Origin of the sequence: Streptomyces adelaidensis (assembly GCF_016598475.1) — a bacterium.
In the GTDB taxonomy this organism is placed as follows: domain Bacteria; phylum Actinomycetota; class Actinomycetes; order Streptomycetales; family Streptomycetaceae; genus Streptomyces; species Streptomyces adelaidensis.
In genome coordinates, this window is record NZ_JAEMUX010000049.1 from 49,536 (window position 1) to 65,095 (window position 15,560).

Genomic DNA, 15,560 nt, shown 5'->3' on the forward strand with positions numbered 1-15,560 from the left:
TCGGCGAGGCGCCCGCGCCTGCCGGGCGCGGGTGTTCGCGCCCCCTCCGCGCCGAACAGGACCGATCCGCGGTACACGCCTAGCCTGGGGATAGTCCTGTCCCCTGGCTGAAAGGGGGCGGCTGCGATGGCTCCCCTCTCGAAGGCGGGCGCGGCTCTCGCCGCGCTGCGCGAGGAGCTGGCCGGCGAGGTGTTCGCCCCGGAAGATCCTGGGTACGACGAGGCCCGGACGGTCTTCAACGCCATGATCGACCGGCGCCCGGCCGTGATCGCGCGGTGCGCGGACGAGATCGATGTCGTCCGTTCGGTGCGCTTCGCCCGTGACCTGGACCTGAAGATCGCGGTGCGCGGCGGCGGTCACAGCGTGGCCGGAATGGCACTGAACGACGGCGGACTCGTCATCGACCTGCGCCGGATGCACGCGGTCACGGTCCATCCCGGGTCCATGAGCGTACGGGTCGAGGGTGGGGCCACGATGAGCCATCTCGACCGCGCCACCGAGCCGTACGCCCTCGCGACCACCGGCGGCCGGGCCTCCACCACCGGCGTCGGCGGTTTCGTCCTCGGCGGCGGCAGCGGCTGGCTGGAACGGGCCTTCGGGCTCGCCGTCGACAATCTGCTCGGCGTCGAACTGGTGACCGCCGAGGGCCGTCCGGTCCGGGCGACCGCCGAGGAGAACCCGGAGCTCTTCTGGGCCCTGCACGGCGGCGGCGGGAACTTCGGCGTGGCCACCGCGCTCACCCTCCGGCTGCACGAACTCCCCGCCTTCGCCATCGCCCTGCTGCTGTACCTGCCGGAGCACGGCCCCGAGGTGGCCCGCACGTACCGCGAGATCATCGAGAACGGCCACCCGGAGGCGGGCGGCGGAATCCTGTACCTCACCGGCCCGCCCGAGGAGTTCGTCCCCGAACACCTGGTGGGCGAGCTCACCTGCGGCGCCCTCCTCACGTACGCGGGCACCGAGGACGACATGCGCAAGGTCGCCCAGCCGCTGCTGGCGCTTCCGCACGAGGCGGAGGTCGTCGGGGCCATGCCGTACGCGGACGTCCAGTGCATGATCGACGATCCGCCCGGTCTGCGTAACTACTGGTCGGCGGAGTATCTGACCGGGCTGCCGGACGACCTGGTCGACGTCTTCTGCCGCCGTGCCCGCACGATGCCCGTGCCGACCGGCACCCAGCACGTGCTGTTCCCGATGGGCGGCGCGGTCGCCGACGGCCCCGCCGAGTACCCGGTGCCCTACCGGGGCTCACCGTGGGCCGTGCACCCCTTCGGCATCTGGGAGAGCCCGGCCGACGACGAGCGGGGCGTTCGGTGGGTCCGGGACGTCCGCGCCGACGTCCGGCCGTGGCGCACCGGCGCGGTCTACCTCAACTTCATCGGCGACGAGGGCGCCGACCGGGTCGAGGCGGGCCTCGGCGCCGGGAACGCGCGGCGGCTGGCCGCGGTGAAGACGGAGTACGACCCGGACAACGTCTTCCGCTTCAACCACAACATCCGGCCCGTCTGAGGAGCGGGCGCCGGGCCGGGCCGGAGATGCCCCCGCGCCGCGCGCGCGGGTACCGTCCGGTCATGGACACCCGTGACAGCCGCGAACCCGGTGCCGGCCACGAGGCGCGGGGCGGCATCACCGTGCGCCGGGCGCTGGAGCTGCCCGGGCTGCGCGGCGGGCTGCCGGAGGTCCTGGCCGGCGCCGACCGGCTGCAGCGGACCGTGCGCTGGGTGCACGCGGGCGAGGTCCCGAACATCGCCTCGCTCCTCAAAGGCGGCGAACTGCTGCTGACCACCGGTTACGGGCTGGGCACCCGCCCCGCCGACGAGCGGGCGTTCGTACGGACCCTCGCCGAGCGCGGTATCGCGGCCCTCGTCATCGAACTGGGCCCGCGCTTCACCAGGCTCCCGGCCGCCCTCGTCGAGACCGCGCGCTCGGCCGGGCTCCCGCTCGTCCAGCTGCACCGCGAGGTGGCGTTCGTGACGGTCACCGAGGAGATCCACACCGAGATCGTCAACGGCCACTACGCACTCCTCCAGCAGGCCGAGGAGGTCCACCGGCGCTGCACCGAGGCCCTGCTCGGCGGGGGCGGCGTCCCCCAGGTCCTGGGCATCCTGGCCGACTTCAGCGGCAACCCGATCTTCCTGGAGACCGCCGACGGGCAGCTCCTGTTCGCCGCCGGGAGCGGTCCGGGGGACACCGATCCGCTCCAGGTGTGGGAGGGGCTGCGCGGCCGGCACAAGGAAGAGCCGCCGGCCGGGACGGCCATCGTCGACGTACCGGGCGGCGGCCCGGGAACCGGCTCGGTACGGGCCCGCCTCGTCCTCCTGCCCGCCCTCGCCCCACTGGCCCCCGTGCACCGGATCGCCGCCGAGCGGGCGGCCGGCATCCTCGCCGTGGTCCTCATGCAGGCCCGGCAGGAGGAGGAGCTGGCGGCACGCGGGCGGGGCGACTTCCTCACCGATCTCGCCGAAGGCCGTATCCGGACGGAGGACGCCCCCGCCCAGGCCCGTGTCCTGGGCTTCAAGCCGGGCGGCGGCCCCCTCCTGCCTGTGGTCATGCGCCTCGCCGACGCGGGCCTGGTCCCCGGCGGCGGCTGGGCGGTCCTGGCCCGCGCGGTGGCCGAGGAGCTGGCCTCCGTGGGCGTACCCGCCCTTTTCGGCGTACGCCCCGTCGAGGGCCGCGTCCCGCTGCTGCTGGGCCTGCGCGCGGAGGCGGAGCGCCCGGCGGTGGCGGACAAGGTCGCTGCGGCGCTGCGGGCCGGCGTGGAGCGGGCCGGGACGCGGCGGCCGGGCGACCGGCCGCCCGTGGTGGTCGTCGGGGTGCCCGGCGGCTGGGCGGCCGCCTCGGCGGGCCTCAGACACGCGGCGGCGACGGCGACGGCCGCGCAGGGCCTCGCCGACCGCCCCTGGTACGACGCCCGGCGCCTCGACATCGACCTGCTCCTGTGGCGGCTGCGCGACCACCCCGACCTGGCCGCCTTCGTGGACCGCGCGATCGGTCCCCTGCGCGACCACGACGACCGCTCCAAACCACCCCTGCTGCCCACCCTGGAGACCTACCTGGCCCACGCCGGCCGCAAGGCGGAGACCGCCCGCGAGCTGCACCTCAACCGGCAGACCCTTTACAACCGCCTCGCCCGCATCGGCGAACTCCTGGGCACCGACCTGGACGACCCGCAGGCCGTGCTGGCGCTGAGCCTGGCACTGCGGGCGCGCAGACACGTCATGTGAGCCTGCCGGGGCGTGAGAGTCAGCCGAGCGGCCGGAGCCGCGTCAACTCGTCGTAGACGCTGAGCACCTGGGCCACCGTCTCGTCCTCGGTCGGCCAGGTGGCGGCCTGCCGGGCGCCCCTCTCCCGCAGCGCTTCACGCAGGCCGGGGTCGCCGAGCAGGCGTACGACGGTGGTGGCGAGCGCCTCGGCATCGCCGTAGGGGACCAGTTCGGCGCCGTCGCCGACCAGGTCCGGCACCGATCCGACGGCGGCGGCGACGAGCGGCACGCGCGCGTGGAGGGCCTCCTGGGCGAGGACGGAGCGGGCCTCGGGGCCGCCGGGCAGCAGCGCGAGGTCGGCGGCGGCGATCAGCTCGGAGATGTCGTCGCGCCGGCCGACGAGCCGTACGGGCAGCTCCTCGTCCTCGATGCGCTGCTGGAGGACGCTCCGCAGCGGCCCCTCGCCGGCTACGACGAGCAGCGGCGCGGGGTCGAGACCGCGCCATTCCCGGGCGGCGTCGAGCAGCGTCTCGTACCCCCGGTGGCGGTCGAGCGTGCCGACGGCCATGAGCAGCGGGCGGTCCGTGGCGCCGAGTTCGGCCCGGGTCTTGGAGCGGGGCCGGTCCGTGTCGTCGCGGGAGTCGGCCCGGCGCGGCGCGGGCAGGGCGACGGCGGCGAGCCGGGCGTCGCGCGCGCCCCGGCTGCGGGCCCGGTCGACGAGCTCGGCGGAGGCGCCGAGGACCACCGCGGCGGCCTTGGCGACCCGCCGCTCCAGCAGCCGCAGCAGATGGGCCCGCGCCCCTTCCGCGTACGAACGCGTGTGCCAGGTGACGACGAGCGGGGTGCGCCGCCGGCCGAGCGCGAGGGTGGCCCTGAAGCCGGCGTGCAGCCCGTGCGCGTGCACCAGGTCGGCGTCCGCGCAGGCGCTGCGCAGGGTGGCCACCGAGGCCGGATCGCTGCTGCGGGGCACATGGACGTGGTGGGCACCGACGCCGGTGAAGTCGTACGCGCCGTCGATCTCGGTGGGGGCGCAGACGGTGACCCGTACGCCCCGGGCGACGAGGCCCGAGGCCAGCGATCGCACATGCGCGCCGCTCACCGCGCTGCCGCCGAGCACTTGCACGGTTCGCAGCGGCGACTGGCCTGGCGGTGAGTGGCTGCTCACGTGGCTCACGTGGCCGGGGCTCCTGGTTCGGGGTGGGACGGTCACGAAGGAACGTACAGAAGGATCCCGTGGTGGGGGCGGAACGCACGAAGCGCCTCCGTGTCGTCCACGCGGCACGTCCTGCTACGTCCTGCTCGTCCAAGGATGCCAGGCCGCAAGGGTGTTCTGGGACCGCCGGACGCGGCGGGACCCGGAGCCCCGGGCAACCACGGCCCCAGGGTCACCCACACGAGTGAACTCCCGCACTGGGTTGCCCCTCTGTACGACTCCGGCCCCGTTCCTCGCCGCCGCATTCACTCCAGATTTCCCTCGTGGTTCCACTCCCACTGCCATCCGCGGCCCAGCGAACGAGGCGTCCCCGCCCCCGCCTCACCCGTCCGCGCGGGCCGCCGCCAGCAGTTCCTCCGCATGTGCCCGCGCCGTCTCGGAGTCCTCCTGTCCGGCGAGCATCCGCGACAGCTCGCGCACCCGCTCCTCGCCCTCCAGGACCTTCACACCGGACCGGGTCACGGACCCGTCGCTGGTCTTCTCCACCAGCAACTGCCGGTCGGCGAAGGCGGCCACCTGCGGCAGGTGGGTGACGACCACGACCTGGGCCGACTTGGCGAGCTTGGCGAGCCGCCGGCCGATCTCGACGGCGGCCTTGCCACCGACACCGGCGTCGACCTCGTCGAAGAGATACGTCGGTACGGGGTCCGTCCCCGCGAACACGACCTCCACGGCCAGCATCACGCGCGACAGCTCACCGCCGGACGCGCCCTTGGCGATGGGCCGCGGCGGCGCCCCCGGATGCGGAGCGAGCAGCAGTTCGACCTCGTCGACTCCGGACGGCCCGTACGCGACCGTACGCCCGTCCACCTCTACACCCTCGACATCGTCCGTCTGCCGGATCTCGAACGACACGCGCGCGTGCGGCATGGCGAGCGAGGCCAGCTCGCCGGTGACGGCGGCGGCGAACCGCTCGGCCGCCTCCGCCCGGGCGTCCGTCAGGGCCTGCGCCAGCCCGCCCAGTTCGGCCCGCAGCGCGTCCCGCTCGGCGGTCAGCTCGTCGATCCGCTCGTCGTCGCCGTCGAGTTCGGTGAGCCGCTGGACGCCCTGCTCGGCCCAGGTCAGCACGGAGGCGACATCCTGGCCGTACTTCCGGGTGAGCGCGTTCAGCGCGGCCCGCCGCTCCTCCACGGCCGCCAGCCGCCGCGGATCGGCGTCCAGGTCGTCGGCGTACCCCGCCAGCTCCCCCGCCACATCACCCAGCAGGATCCCGATCTCCCCGATCCGGTCGGCGAGCGCGGCCAGCGCCGGGTCGTGCGACCGCACGGCCTCCAGTGCCCGGTGGGCGCCCGCGACGAGCGTCGAGGCGTCCACGCTTTCCGGGTCCTCGGGATTGCCCGCGAGCGCGGCGTGCGCGGCCGTGGCGGCGGACGCCAGCGCCTCCGCGTGCCCGAGCCGCTCGGCCTCCTCCGACAGTTCCACGTCCTCACCGGCCCGCGGCTCGACGCCCGCGATCTCGTCGAGCCCGTACCGCAGCATGTCGGCTTCCTGGGCCCGCTCACGCGCGCGCGTGACGATCTCGTCGAGCTCGACGGACACCGCCCGCAGCCGCCGATAGGCTTCGCCGTACTTGGTGAGCGGCACGGCCACCGCGTCCCCCGCGTACCGGTCGAGCGCCGCCCGCTGGCGGGACTGCTTCAGCAGCCCCTGCTGGTCGGTCTGCCCGTGCACGGCCACGAGTTCGTCGGCCAGCTCCGCGAGCACGCCCACGGGCACGCTCCGCCCGCCCAGGTGCGCCCGCGACCGCCCCTCGGCGGAAACGGTACGGCTGATCAGCAGCGCACCGTCGTCGAGTTCGGCCCCGGCCTCCTCGGCCCGGACGATCGCCGTCGCGCCCTCGGGCACGGCGATCCGCCCCTCGACGACCGCGTTCTTCGCCCCGATCCGCACCAGCGCCGGGTCCGCCCGCCCGCCGAGCAGCAGACCGAGGCTGGTGACCACCATGGTCTTGCCCGCGCCCGTCTCACCCGTCACGGCGGTGAAGCCTGGCGACAGCTCGACGACCGCGTCGTCGATGACTCCGAGCGACCGTATCCGCATCTCCTCCAACACGGACAAGACCTTACGAGGTCGAGGAGGGCAACCGCGACGCCCCCCGTCCCCAATGTCACCCCGGCGAGCGACAGCGCCCCTTCAGGGGCGCGGGGAACCGCGCGAGCGACCACAACGAAACCGCAGCCGCTGACGACTCCCCACCATCCTTACGGCGCGCTAGTTCCGAGCCCCCCGCCACCCGGAAACAGGCAGAGCGAACTTGGCCACCAACCGATCCGTGAACGACGCATGATGCAGCCGAGCCAGCCGCACAGGCACAGCCCCTCGCCGGACCTCCACCCGCGCCCCCGGCGGCAGCTCAACGGTCCGCCGCCCGTCACACCACAGAACCCCAGGCGGAACATGGGGCAGAACCTCCACCGCCAGCACCGAGTTCGGCGACGTCACCAACGGCTTGGCGAACAGCGCGTGCGCGCTGATCGGCACCATCAGCAGCGCCTCGACCTCCGGCCACACCACGGGCCCGCCCGCGGAGAACGCGTACGCCGTGGACCCGGTCGGGGTCGACAGGACGATGCCGTCGCACCCGAACCCGGTGACCGGCCGCCCGTCGATCTCCAGCACGACCTCCAGCAGCTTCTCCGCGCCCGCCTTCTGCACGGCCGCCTCGTTGAGCGCCCAGTCCGTGTGCACGATGTCACCGTTGCGATGGACGATGACGTCGACCGTCATGCGTTCCTCGACCTCGTACGACCTGGTCACCACCCGGTCGACGACCTTGTCGAGGTCGTCGCGCTCGGCCTCCGCGAGGAAGCCGACGCTGCCGAGGTTGACGCCGAGCATCGGCACCCCGGACGCGCGGGCGAACTCGGCGCCGCGCAGCAGCGTCCCGTCACCGCCGAGGACGATGAGCAGCTCGCACCCGTCGAGGCACTGCGGGGTGGCCTCCTTGACGAGTTCCACCTCCTCCGGCACCGGGATGTCCTCGGCCTCGTGCTCCAGAACGCGCACGCCGATGCCGTGGTGCAGCAGCCCCTTGACGACGAGTTCGGCACTGCGGATGGCCGCGGGCCGCCCGGTGTGCGTGAGCAGGAAAACAGTTCGAGCTCGGTTCTGAGTCAACGCGGCCCCTCCGCCACTGCTCGGTCGACATCGGCCGGGTCCAGCGCGGGCGCCCCGGCACGCAGCCACAGAAAGTACTCGACATTGCCCGAGGGTCCGGGCAGCGGACTGGCCGTCACACCCTTCACTCCGAGCCCCAGTGCCCCGGCCCGCCGGGCCACCCCGCGCACCGCTTCGGCACGCAGCTCCGGACTCCGTACGACTCCCCCACTGCCCAGCCGCTCCTTACCCACCTCGAACTGCGGCTTGACCATCATCACCAGATCGGCATCCGGCTTCACGCACCGCACCAGGGCGGGCAGTACCAGGCCGAGTGGGATGAAGGACAGATCCCCCACGACAAGATCCACAGGCTCCCCATCGATCGCTTCGAGCGTCAACTCGCGTACGTTCGTACGGTCCTTGACGGTGACGCGTTCATCACCGCGCAGAGTCCACGCGAGTTGTCCGTATCCGACGTCCACGGCGACGACGTGCGCGGCCCCGGTCCGCAGCAGTACATCGGTGAAGCCGCCGGTGGAGGCACCCGCGTCGAGGGCCCGGCGGCCCTCGACGGCGAGCCCCTGCGGGACGAAGACCGCGAGGGCGCCGGCGAGCTTGTGGCCGCCGCGCGAGACGTACTCGGGGTCGCCGTCGTCACTCGACACCAGGATCGCGGCGGCGGTCTCCACCTGGGTGGCGGACTTGGTCGCGACGGTCTTGCCGACGGTGACCCGCCCGGCGGCGATCAGCTGGCTCGCGTGTTCACGCGACCGCGCGAGCTTCCGCCGGACCAGCTCGGCGTCCAGACGGCGGCGTGCGACTCCTGCCACGTTCGGTTCAGCTCCTGCTTTCGTACTGCCGTGGGGGCGCCGGAGGTCCCGGGCGGGCGTCGAGCGCGGTGAGCGCGTCGCGCAGCCCCTGGTGTACATCCTCGTACACCTCCACATGGCCGTCGGTGGCGAGGTGGTCGGTGTCCGTCAGCCGGTCGAGGGCGGCGTCGACGTCGGGATGGCCGGTGGCGGTGCGGGGCACGTACAGGGGGGCCGGGGCGGCGGGGTCGTACTCGAGTTCGCCCGCGGCTCCGAGCATGACCGCGGTCTGCGGAACCGCGGTCTCCGTAGCCGGGAAGTCACCCTCCGGAATCACCGCTTCCGCCCGAGGCCCGATCCCGGGCACAGAGTCACTCATGCCCAGACGCTACCTCGAAGCACTGGGGTACCGTCGATCGCGATGGCCACGATCGAGGAGTGCCGCGCCGCACTCGACAAGCTCTCGGACAACATGCGGAGCGCCGACGGGGACGTGCACACAGCCGCCGCCCTGGACCGGTCGCTGAGCTGCCGTATCACCGACCTGGACGTCACCTTCGTCGGCCGCCTCAGAGACGGCCGCATCGAAGTGCTGGACACCCTCCAGGGCCCGCCGCCCGAGAAGGCGGAGATCCGGCTGACGATGACCGGCGACGACCTGGTCGCGATGGTCGACGGCGAGCTGAACTTCGCGAAGGCCTGGGGCGCGGGCCGGGTGAAGCTGGAAGCGGGCTTCCGGGACCTGCTCCGGCTCAGGAAACTTCTGTAGAGACCGTCTCCCTCGGCTTCTCCGCGTCGACCGCGCTGGCCCGAGCCCTGCGCGCCGCCGGCACCACGAGCGGCGTCCCCGTCTCCGGGTCGTCGATGACCTGGCAGCGCAGCCCGAAGACCTCCTCGACCAGCTCGGCCGTGACGATCTCGGCGGGGGCGCCCTCGGCGATCACCGTGCCGCCGCGCAGGGCTATGAGATGGGTGGCGTACCGGGCGGCGTGGTTGAGGTCGTGCAGCACCGCGACCAGGGTGCGGCCCTGCTCCTCGTGGAGTTCGGCGCACAGGTCGAGGACATCGATCTGGTGCTGGATGTCCAGGAAGGTGGTCGGCTCGTCGAGCAGCAGCAGCGGGGTCTGCTGGGCGAGCGCCATGGCGATCCAGACGCGCTGGCGCTGGCCCCCGGACAGCTCATCGACGTAACGGTCGGCCAGCTCGGCGACGCCGGTCGACTCCATGGACTCCCGGACGATCCGCTCGTCCTCGGTCGACCACTGCCGCAGCAGCCCCTGGTGCGGGTAGCGGCCGCGGCCCACCAGGTCGCCGACCGTGATCCCGTCGGGCGCGATCGACGACTGCGGCAGCAGCCCCAGCGTCCGGGCGACCTTCTTGGCGGGCATCGACTGGATGACCTGCCCGTCGAGCAGCACCCGCCCCTGGGACGGCTTCAGCATCCGCGAAAGGGCGCGCAGCAGCGTGGACTTGCCGCACGCGTTGGGGCCGACGATCACGGTGAACGAGTTGTCGGGGATCTCCACCGACAGCTGCTCGGCGATGACCCGCTGGTCATAGGCGAGGGTGACGTTCTCGGCGGACAGGCGGTTCACAGTGCTCCTCTTGTTGTTCTCGTTCGCCGACGCGTCGCTGTTCTCGTTCGCCGACGCGCTCGTGTCCGGCCTGCTCGCGCTCGCTGCCGGGCGGCTCATATCCGCCCGGCCTTCCGCTCGGTGACCAGCAGCCACAGCAGATAGACACCGCCGAGTACGCCGGTGACGACACCGACGGGCAACTGGTCGGCTCCGAAGGCCCGTTGCGAGGCCCAGTCGGCGACGATCAGCAGGGTCGCGCCCATGCACATCGCGGGCACCAGGTTCGGGCCGGGCGAGCGGGTGAGCCGACGGGCGAGCTGCGGCGCGGTGAGGGCGACGAAGCTGACCGGTCCGGCGGCCGCGGTGGCCCCGGCGGTGAGCAGCACGGCCGACACCATCAGCAGCAGCCGTACGCTCTCGACGCGCACCCCGAGGGCGTACGACACGTCGTCACCCATCTCCATCATCCGCAGCCCCCGCGCGTTGGCGAGCACGAGCGGGACGAGGATCAGGCACATGAGCAGCAGCGGCCGGACCTGGGTCCAGTCACGGCCGTTGAGGGAGCCGGTCATCCACACGACCGCGCGGGCCGCGTCGACGAGGTCCGCCTTGGTGATCAGATAACCGTTGACCGCCGTGGCGATGGCGGAGACACCGATGCCGACCAGCACGAGCCGGTAGCCGTGCACGCCCCGGTTCCAGGCCAGCACATAGATCGCGAGACCGGTGACCAGGCCGCCGACGAGCGCCCCGAGGGCGACCTGGGTGGCGCTCCCGGAGAACAGCACGATGACGACCAGCGCTCCGGCGGTGGCGCCCTGCGAGAGGCCGAGCACGTCCGGACTGCCCAGCGGATTGCGGGAGATGGACTGGAACAGCGCGCCGCCGAGCCCGAGCGAGGCCCCGACCAGCAGCCCGACCAGGACCCGCGGCAGCCGCAGCTCGTTGACGATGAACTCCTGGCCCGCGTCGCCGTTGCCGAGCAGCGTCCTGACGACGTCGCCGGCCGGGATCGGGAAGTCGCCGGTCCCGATGAGTACGACACTCGCGGTCAGCGCCGCCACCAACAGCAGCGCCACGACGGTGAACGCCCGCACGTCCAGCCGGACCGACAGCCCGCCGGGAGTGCGGACCGCGCGGCTGCGTTCGGCGGGCTTGCTCATGACCTGCGTCTTCACAGCTGCGCCGTCCTCCGCCGTCGTACGAGAAAGATGAAGACCGGCCCGCCGAGGATCGCGGTGACGATGCCGACCTGAAGCTCCGCCGGCCGCGCCACCATCCGGCCGATGACATCGGCGCCGAGCAGCAGCACGGGCGACAGGAGGGTCGCGTACGGCAGGATCCAGCGCAGGTCGGGCCCGGTGAAGGACCGTACGACGTGCGGAACCATCAGCCCGACGAACACGATGGGCCCGCAGGCGGCGGTCGCGGCGCCGCACAGCACGGTGGCGGCGGCCATGGAGAGGGCCCGGGTGCGGTTGAGGTTGGCGCCGAGCGCGCGGGCGGTGTCGTCGCCCATGGCCATCGCGTTCAGCGGCCGGGCGAGCAGCAGCGCGACCACCGTGCCGACGACGAGGAACGGCAGCACCTGCGTGATGGTCCCGTCGGTCGCCGAGGCCAGCGAACCGACGGTCCAGAAACGCATCTTGGAGAGCGCCGCGTTGTCCATGATCATTATGGCTTGCAGGTAGCCGTAGAGCGCGGCGCTGATCGCCGTACCCGCGAGCGCGAGCCGCACCGGCGTCGCGCCCCGGCTGCCGCCGAGGAACCAGACCAGCGCCCCGACCGCGGCGGCGCCCGCGAACGCGAACCACACATATCCGCTCAGCGAGGTGACGCCGAAGAAGGTGATGGCGGTGACGACCGCGGCGGACGCGCCCGCGTTGATGCCCAGCAGCCCCGGGTCGGCCAGCGGGTTCCGGGTGAGCGCCTGGAGCACGGCACCGGCCAGCCCGAGCGCGGCTCCCGCGAGCAGCCCCAGCAGGGTGCGCGAGATCCGCTCCCCGACCACGACGTCGCCGTACGTCCCCGTGTCCTGGAACAGACCGTGCCAGACCTGGCCGGTCGACAGCTCTTTCGCACCGATCGCGATGCTCGCCAGTGCCACCAGGGCGAGGATCACGAGGGACACGAGGAGTCCGACGGCTCGTATCGCCTGTCGGTGGGGGGGCGCGGGAGCGGTCTCCGCGCTCGGTTCAGGAGGACTGTCGACCAACACCCACTTAGGTTAGCCTATCCTCTTCTTTGCTCGATCCGGTCCAGGGGCTCAGCAGCTCACAACCCCAGCCGCGCCAGCGCCTTCCCCCCGTCCAGCTCGCACGAGCCCGCCCCGGCCGCCGTCCAGGCCGCCGCGCACAGCGCCCGCAGCCCGTCGAGCGCCTCGCCCTCGCCGGCCAGTTCCAGCCTCTCGCGGCCGGCCGTCGCCGTCCAGCCACCGCAGCGGAAGCCCGCGCCCGCCTCGACGACCTCCGGCTGCCCGGTGAGCATCCCCCGCAGATCGGCGTCGACGTACGTCGGCCGGTGCCGCGGCGGCGCGGCCAGGAGCTGCGCGCCGTCGGTGACCCCGGTCAGCACGAGCAGCGAGTCGACCTCCCCGTTGAACGCCCCCTCGATGTCGGTGTCCAGCCGGTCCCCGACCACCAACGGCCGCTCGGCGCCCGTCCGCAGGATCGTCTCCCGGTGCATCGGCGGCAGCGGCTTCCCCGCCACCTGCGGCTCGGCCCCGGTGGCTATGCGTACGACCTGGACCGCCGCCCCGTTGCCGGGCGCGATGCCCCGCGCGCTGGGAATCGTCAGGTCGGTGTTGGATGCGAACCACGGCACCCCGCGCGCGATGGCGTAGCTCGCCTCCGCGAACCGCCCCCAGGGCAGCTCGGGACCGCCGTACCCCTGCACCACGGCCACCGGCTCGTCGTCCGCCGACTCGACCGGCTCCAGCCCCCGCTCGCGCAGCGCCACCCGCAGCCCTTCGCCGCCGATGACCAGCACCCGCGCACCGGCGGGCACCTGCTCGCTGATCAGCCGGGCCACGGCCTGCGCCGAGGTGATGACGTCACCGGCGTCGGTCGGTATCCCGAGCGCCGTGAGATGCGCGGCCACCGTCTCGGGCGTCCGCAGCGCGTTGTTCGTGACGTACGCCAGGGGCATACCGCCCGCGCGTGCCGTACCGAGTGACTCCACGGCGTACGCGATCGCACTGCCGCCCGCGTACACCACCCCGTCCAGATCGAGCAGCGCCGTGTCGTACGCCTCGCTCAGGGCCTGCCCACTGCCGTCGGGCCGAGTCCTGACTGCCTGGCTCATTTGCACACCGCTCCTCGCTCGGTCGGTCAACATTCGGTTTGATCGCTTTCACCGATCATCCCGCACAGCACTGACACACATACGATGCATCAATGAACTACGCAGGTCCCGCGGAGGAGATCCCAGCGCGCAGCGGCCTCGAACTGACCCCGTTCCGGGGCCTTCGCTACGATCCCGACCGGGTCGGCAGCCTGGCCGCCGTGACGTCACCGCCGTACGACGTGGTCGTACGGCCGGACGGTCTGCTCCACCTCGAATCGGCCGACCCGCACAACATCGTCCGCCTGATACTTCCCCAGGCCAGTACCCCCACCGTCCGCGACGAGCAGGCGGCCGACACCCTGCGCCGCTGGCTCGCCGACGGCGTCCTGGCCCCCGACACCGAGCCCGGCCTCTACGTCTACGAGCAGGCCGACGGCAGCATCCTCCAACGCGGCCTGATAGGCGCCCTGCGCCTCTCGGAGCCCTCCGCCGGCGTGGTCCTCCCCCACGAGGACGTCATCCCGCATGTCATCACGGACCGCGCGGCCCTGATGCGCGCCACCTCCACCAACATGGAACCCCTGCTCCTGACCTACCGGGGCAACGGCGCCACAGCCGGCGCGACAGCCGTCGTCGAACGCACCACGGAACGCGCCCCGCTGCTCTCCACGACCACGGAGGACGGCTTCAACCACCGCCTCTGGGCGGTCACCGACCCGGCGGACCTCGCCGAGATCCAGTCGGACCTCGCACACCATCAGGCCCTGATAGCCGACGGCCACCACCGCTGGGCGACGTACCTACGTCTACGGGCGGAGCACCCGTCCCCCAGCCCCTGGGACTACGGCCTGGTTCTCCTGGTGGACACCGCCCGGTACCCGCTGCGCGTCCGCGCGATCCACCGTCTCCTCCACCAGTTGCCGGTCTCCACCGCGCTGACCGCCCTGGACGGCCTGTTCCGCGTACGCCGCCTCGACGTCCCCCTCCCCGAGGCCCTGGAGTCCCTGGCGAAAGCGGCCTCCGACGGCAACGCCTTCCTCCTCGCGGGCGACGGCTCCTTCCATCTCGTCGACCGCCCGGACCCTGCCCTCCTCACCCGTACGATCCCCGCCGACCGCCCACCCGCCTGGCGCACCCTGGACGCGACGGTCCTGCACGCCACCCTCCTCGACCACGTGTGGCACATCCCCGAGGACTCCCCGGCCCACATCGCGTACATCCACGACACGGCCGCCACCGTCGAGAAGGCCCGACGCGACGGCGGCACTGCCGTCCTGATGCACCCGGTCCGCGAAGAGGTCGTACGCGACCTGGCCCGCCAGGGCGTCACCATGCCCCGCAAGTCGACGTCATTCGGCCCGAAGCCGGCATCGGGCCTGGTACTGCGCACGCTGGAGCTCTGAGCAAGGCCATACGAAAAGGGCGGGACCCCTTTTACGGGATCCCGCCCTTCACCAACTCCGCCGGACGCCGACGTCAGTCCTTGTCGTCCTCGATGTCGTCCTCGATGTCGTCCTCGTCGCTGTCCTTGCTTTCCTCGACAACCTCGCGCCCGATCTCGGACCCGGCGTCGCTCTCACTCTCGGTCTCGGTCTCGTCGAGGGCGTCGACGAACTCGACACCGTCCAACTCCGCGAGGCGGTCGGAGGCGTTCGTGCTGCCGTCTTTGTCGGCCTCGATGGCCTTGGCGAACCACTCCCGCGCCTCGCCCTCACGCCCGGCCTCAAGCAGCGCGTCGGCGTACGCGTACCGCAGGCGCGCGGTCCACGGCTGTACGGAGTTGGAGGCCAGCTCGGGGCTCTGCAGGGTCACGATGGCCGCGTCCAGCTGCCCCATGTCCCGCCGTGCCCCGGCCGCCACGAGCCGCATCTCGACCTGCCCGGCCTTGTCCAGCTTGTGCACCTCAGGCGCCCCGGCCATGTCCAGCGTCTTCTCGGGCCGCCCGAGCCCCCGCTCGCAGTCGGCCATGACGGGCCACAGGTCCACGCCGCCGGTCATCCGCCGAGCCGCCCGGAATTCACCGAGCGCCTCGCTGTACTTCTGGCTCGCGTACGCGGCGAAGCCGGCCGCCTCCCGCACAGCGGCGACGCGCGACGCCAGCCGCAGTGCCACCCGGGAGTAGCCGTACGCACCCTCGGGGTCCTCGTCGATGAGCCGCGCGACCATCACCAGGTTCTTGGCGACGTCTTCCGCGAGCGTCTTCGGCAGGCTCAGCAGCTCCTGCCGTACGTCCTTGTCGATCTCGTCGCCGGTGACATCCTCGGGGATCGGCAGCCGCTTGATCGGCTCGCGGTCCCGCTCCCGCTCATCGCGGAAACCTCCACCACGCCGGTCATCGCCGCCCCGGCGGTCGTCCCGCCCACGGAAGCCACCG

The 15,560-nt window shown here is 72.8% G+C and carries 14 protein-coding genes; 4 read left to right on the forward strand and 10 right to left on the reverse strand.

Annotated elements, in window-relative coordinates; translation table 11 throughout:
- Positions 1-126: 126 nt before the first annotated feature.
- Both I8N67_RS25810 and I8N67_RS25815 read left to right on the forward strand, forming a co-directional pair.
- Positions 127-1,509: an FAD-binding oxidoreductase gene (locus I8N67_RS25810; RefSeq protein WP_200306055.1), complete on the forward strand. Its 1,383-nt coding sequence runs from the start codon at positions 127-129 to the stop codon at positions 1,507-1,509.
- Between the two features lie 62 nt (positions 1,510-1,571).
- Positions 1,572-3,224: a PucR family transcriptional regulator gene (locus I8N67_RS25815; protein WP_200306057.1), complete on the forward strand. Its 1,653-nt coding sequence runs from the start codon at positions 1,572-1,574 to the stop codon at positions 3,222-3,224.
- A 19-nt stretch (positions 3,225-3,243) separates the two neighbouring features.
- Here the strand turns inward: I8N67_RS25815 and I8N67_RS25820 are convergent, their stop codons facing one another.
- The 5 genes from I8N67_RS25820 to I8N67_RS25840 all read right to left on the reverse strand — a co-directional run bounded on the left by I8N67_RS25820 (position 3,244) and on the right by I8N67_RS25840 (position 8,703).
- Positions 3,244-4,377 carry a glycosyltransferase family 4 protein gene (locus I8N67_RS25820; RefSeq protein ID WP_200306060.1) on the reverse strand — a complete coding sequence of 378 codons (1,134 nt, stop codon included), beginning with the start codon at positions 4,375-4,377 and terminating at the stop codon, positions 3,244-3,246.
- Between the two features lie 360 nt (positions 4,378-4,737).
- Positions 4,738-6,456: a DNA repair protein RecN gene (recN, locus tag I8N67_RS25825; protein WP_200306081.1), complete on the reverse strand. Its 1,719-nt coding sequence runs from the start codon at positions 6,454-6,456 to the stop codon at positions 4,738-4,740.
- Positions 6,457-6,627: 171 nt separating this feature from the next.
- Positions 6,628-7,533 carry an NAD kinase gene (locus tag I8N67_RS25830; RefSeq protein WP_200306062.1) on the reverse strand — a complete coding sequence of 302 codons (906 nt, stop codon included), beginning with the start codon at positions 7,531-7,533 and terminating at the stop codon, positions 6,628-6,630.
- Positions 7,530-8,345, reverse strand: a complete 816-nt coding sequence (locus I8N67_RS25835; protein ID WP_200306064.1) for a TlyA family RNA methyltransferase — start codon at positions 8,343-8,345, stop codon at positions 7,530-7,532. The genes I8N67_RS25830 and I8N67_RS25835 overlap by 4 nt, the downstream gene beginning before the upstream one ends.
- A gap of 7 nt (positions 8,346-8,352) precedes the next feature.
- Positions 8,353-8,703: a hypothetical protein gene (locus tag I8N67_RS25840; protein WP_372443799.1), complete on the reverse strand. Its 351-nt coding sequence runs from the start codon at positions 8,701-8,703 to the stop codon at positions 8,353-8,355.
- A 42-nt stretch (positions 8,704-8,745) separates the two neighbouring features.
- On the opposite strand from I8N67_RS25840, the gene I8N67_RS25845 reads away from it, so the two are divergent.
- Positions 8,746-9,093, forward strand: coding sequence for an SCP2 sterol-binding domain-containing protein (locus I8N67_RS25845; RefSeq protein ID WP_200306066.1), 348 nt, complete (start codon positions 8,746-8,748; stop codon positions 9,091-9,093).
- Here the strand turns inward: I8N67_RS25845 and I8N67_RS25850 are convergent.
- Genes I8N67_RS25850 through I8N67_RS25865 form a run of 4 tightly spaced genes read right to left on the reverse strand, consistent with a single transcriptional unit; the run spans position 9,077 to position 13,204 of the window.
- Positions 9,077-10,018 (reverse strand): ABC transporter ATP-binding protein, encoded by a 942-nt coding sequence (locus tag I8N67_RS25850; RefSeq protein ID WP_200306069.1) that lies wholly within the window; start codon positions 10,016-10,018, stop codon positions 9,077-9,079. The two genes, I8N67_RS25845 and I8N67_RS25850, sit on opposite strands and share 17 nt — an antisense overlap.
- The gene (locus I8N67_RS25855; protein ID WP_200306085.1) at positions 10,015-11,064 is read right to left on the reverse strand and encodes a FecCD family ABC transporter permease; all 1,050 of its coding nucleotides are present in this window, start codon (positions 11,062-11,064) and stop codon (positions 10,015-10,017) included. Before I8N67_RS25855 ends, I8N67_RS25850 begins: the two co-directional genes overlap by 4 nt.
- A gap of 11 nt (positions 11,065-11,075) precedes the next feature.
- Positions 11,076-12,119, reverse strand: a complete 1,044-nt coding sequence (locus tag I8N67_RS25860) for a FecCD family ABC transporter permease (RefSeq protein ID WP_200306071.1) — start codon at positions 12,117-12,119, stop codon at positions 11,076-11,078.
- A 56-nt stretch (positions 12,120-12,175) separates the two neighbouring features.
- Positions 12,176-13,204 (reverse strand): HAD hydrolase-like protein, encoded by a 1,029-nt coding sequence (locus I8N67_RS25865; RefSeq protein ID WP_200306073.1) that lies wholly within the window; start codon positions 13,202-13,204, stop codon positions 12,176-12,178.
- 92 nt (positions 13,205-13,296) lie between these two features.
- Between I8N67_RS25865 and I8N67_RS25870 the strand changes: the two genes are divergently transcribed.
- On the forward strand, positions 13,297-14,589 hold the full coding sequence (locus I8N67_RS25870; protein WP_200306075.1) for a DUF1015 domain-containing protein: 1,293 nt from the start codon (positions 13,297-13,299) through the stop codon (positions 14,587-14,589).
- A 73-nt stretch (positions 14,590-14,662) separates the two neighbouring features.
- Here I8N67_RS25870 and I8N67_RS25875 read toward each other — a convergent pair whose 3' ends face one another.
- Positions 14,663-15,460: a tetratricopeptide repeat protein gene (locus tag I8N67_RS25875; RefSeq protein ID WP_200306087.1), complete on the reverse strand. Its 798-nt coding sequence runs from the start codon at positions 15,458-15,460 to the stop codon at positions 14,663-14,665.
- Between the last annotated feature and the right edge of the window lie 100 nt (positions 15,461-15,560).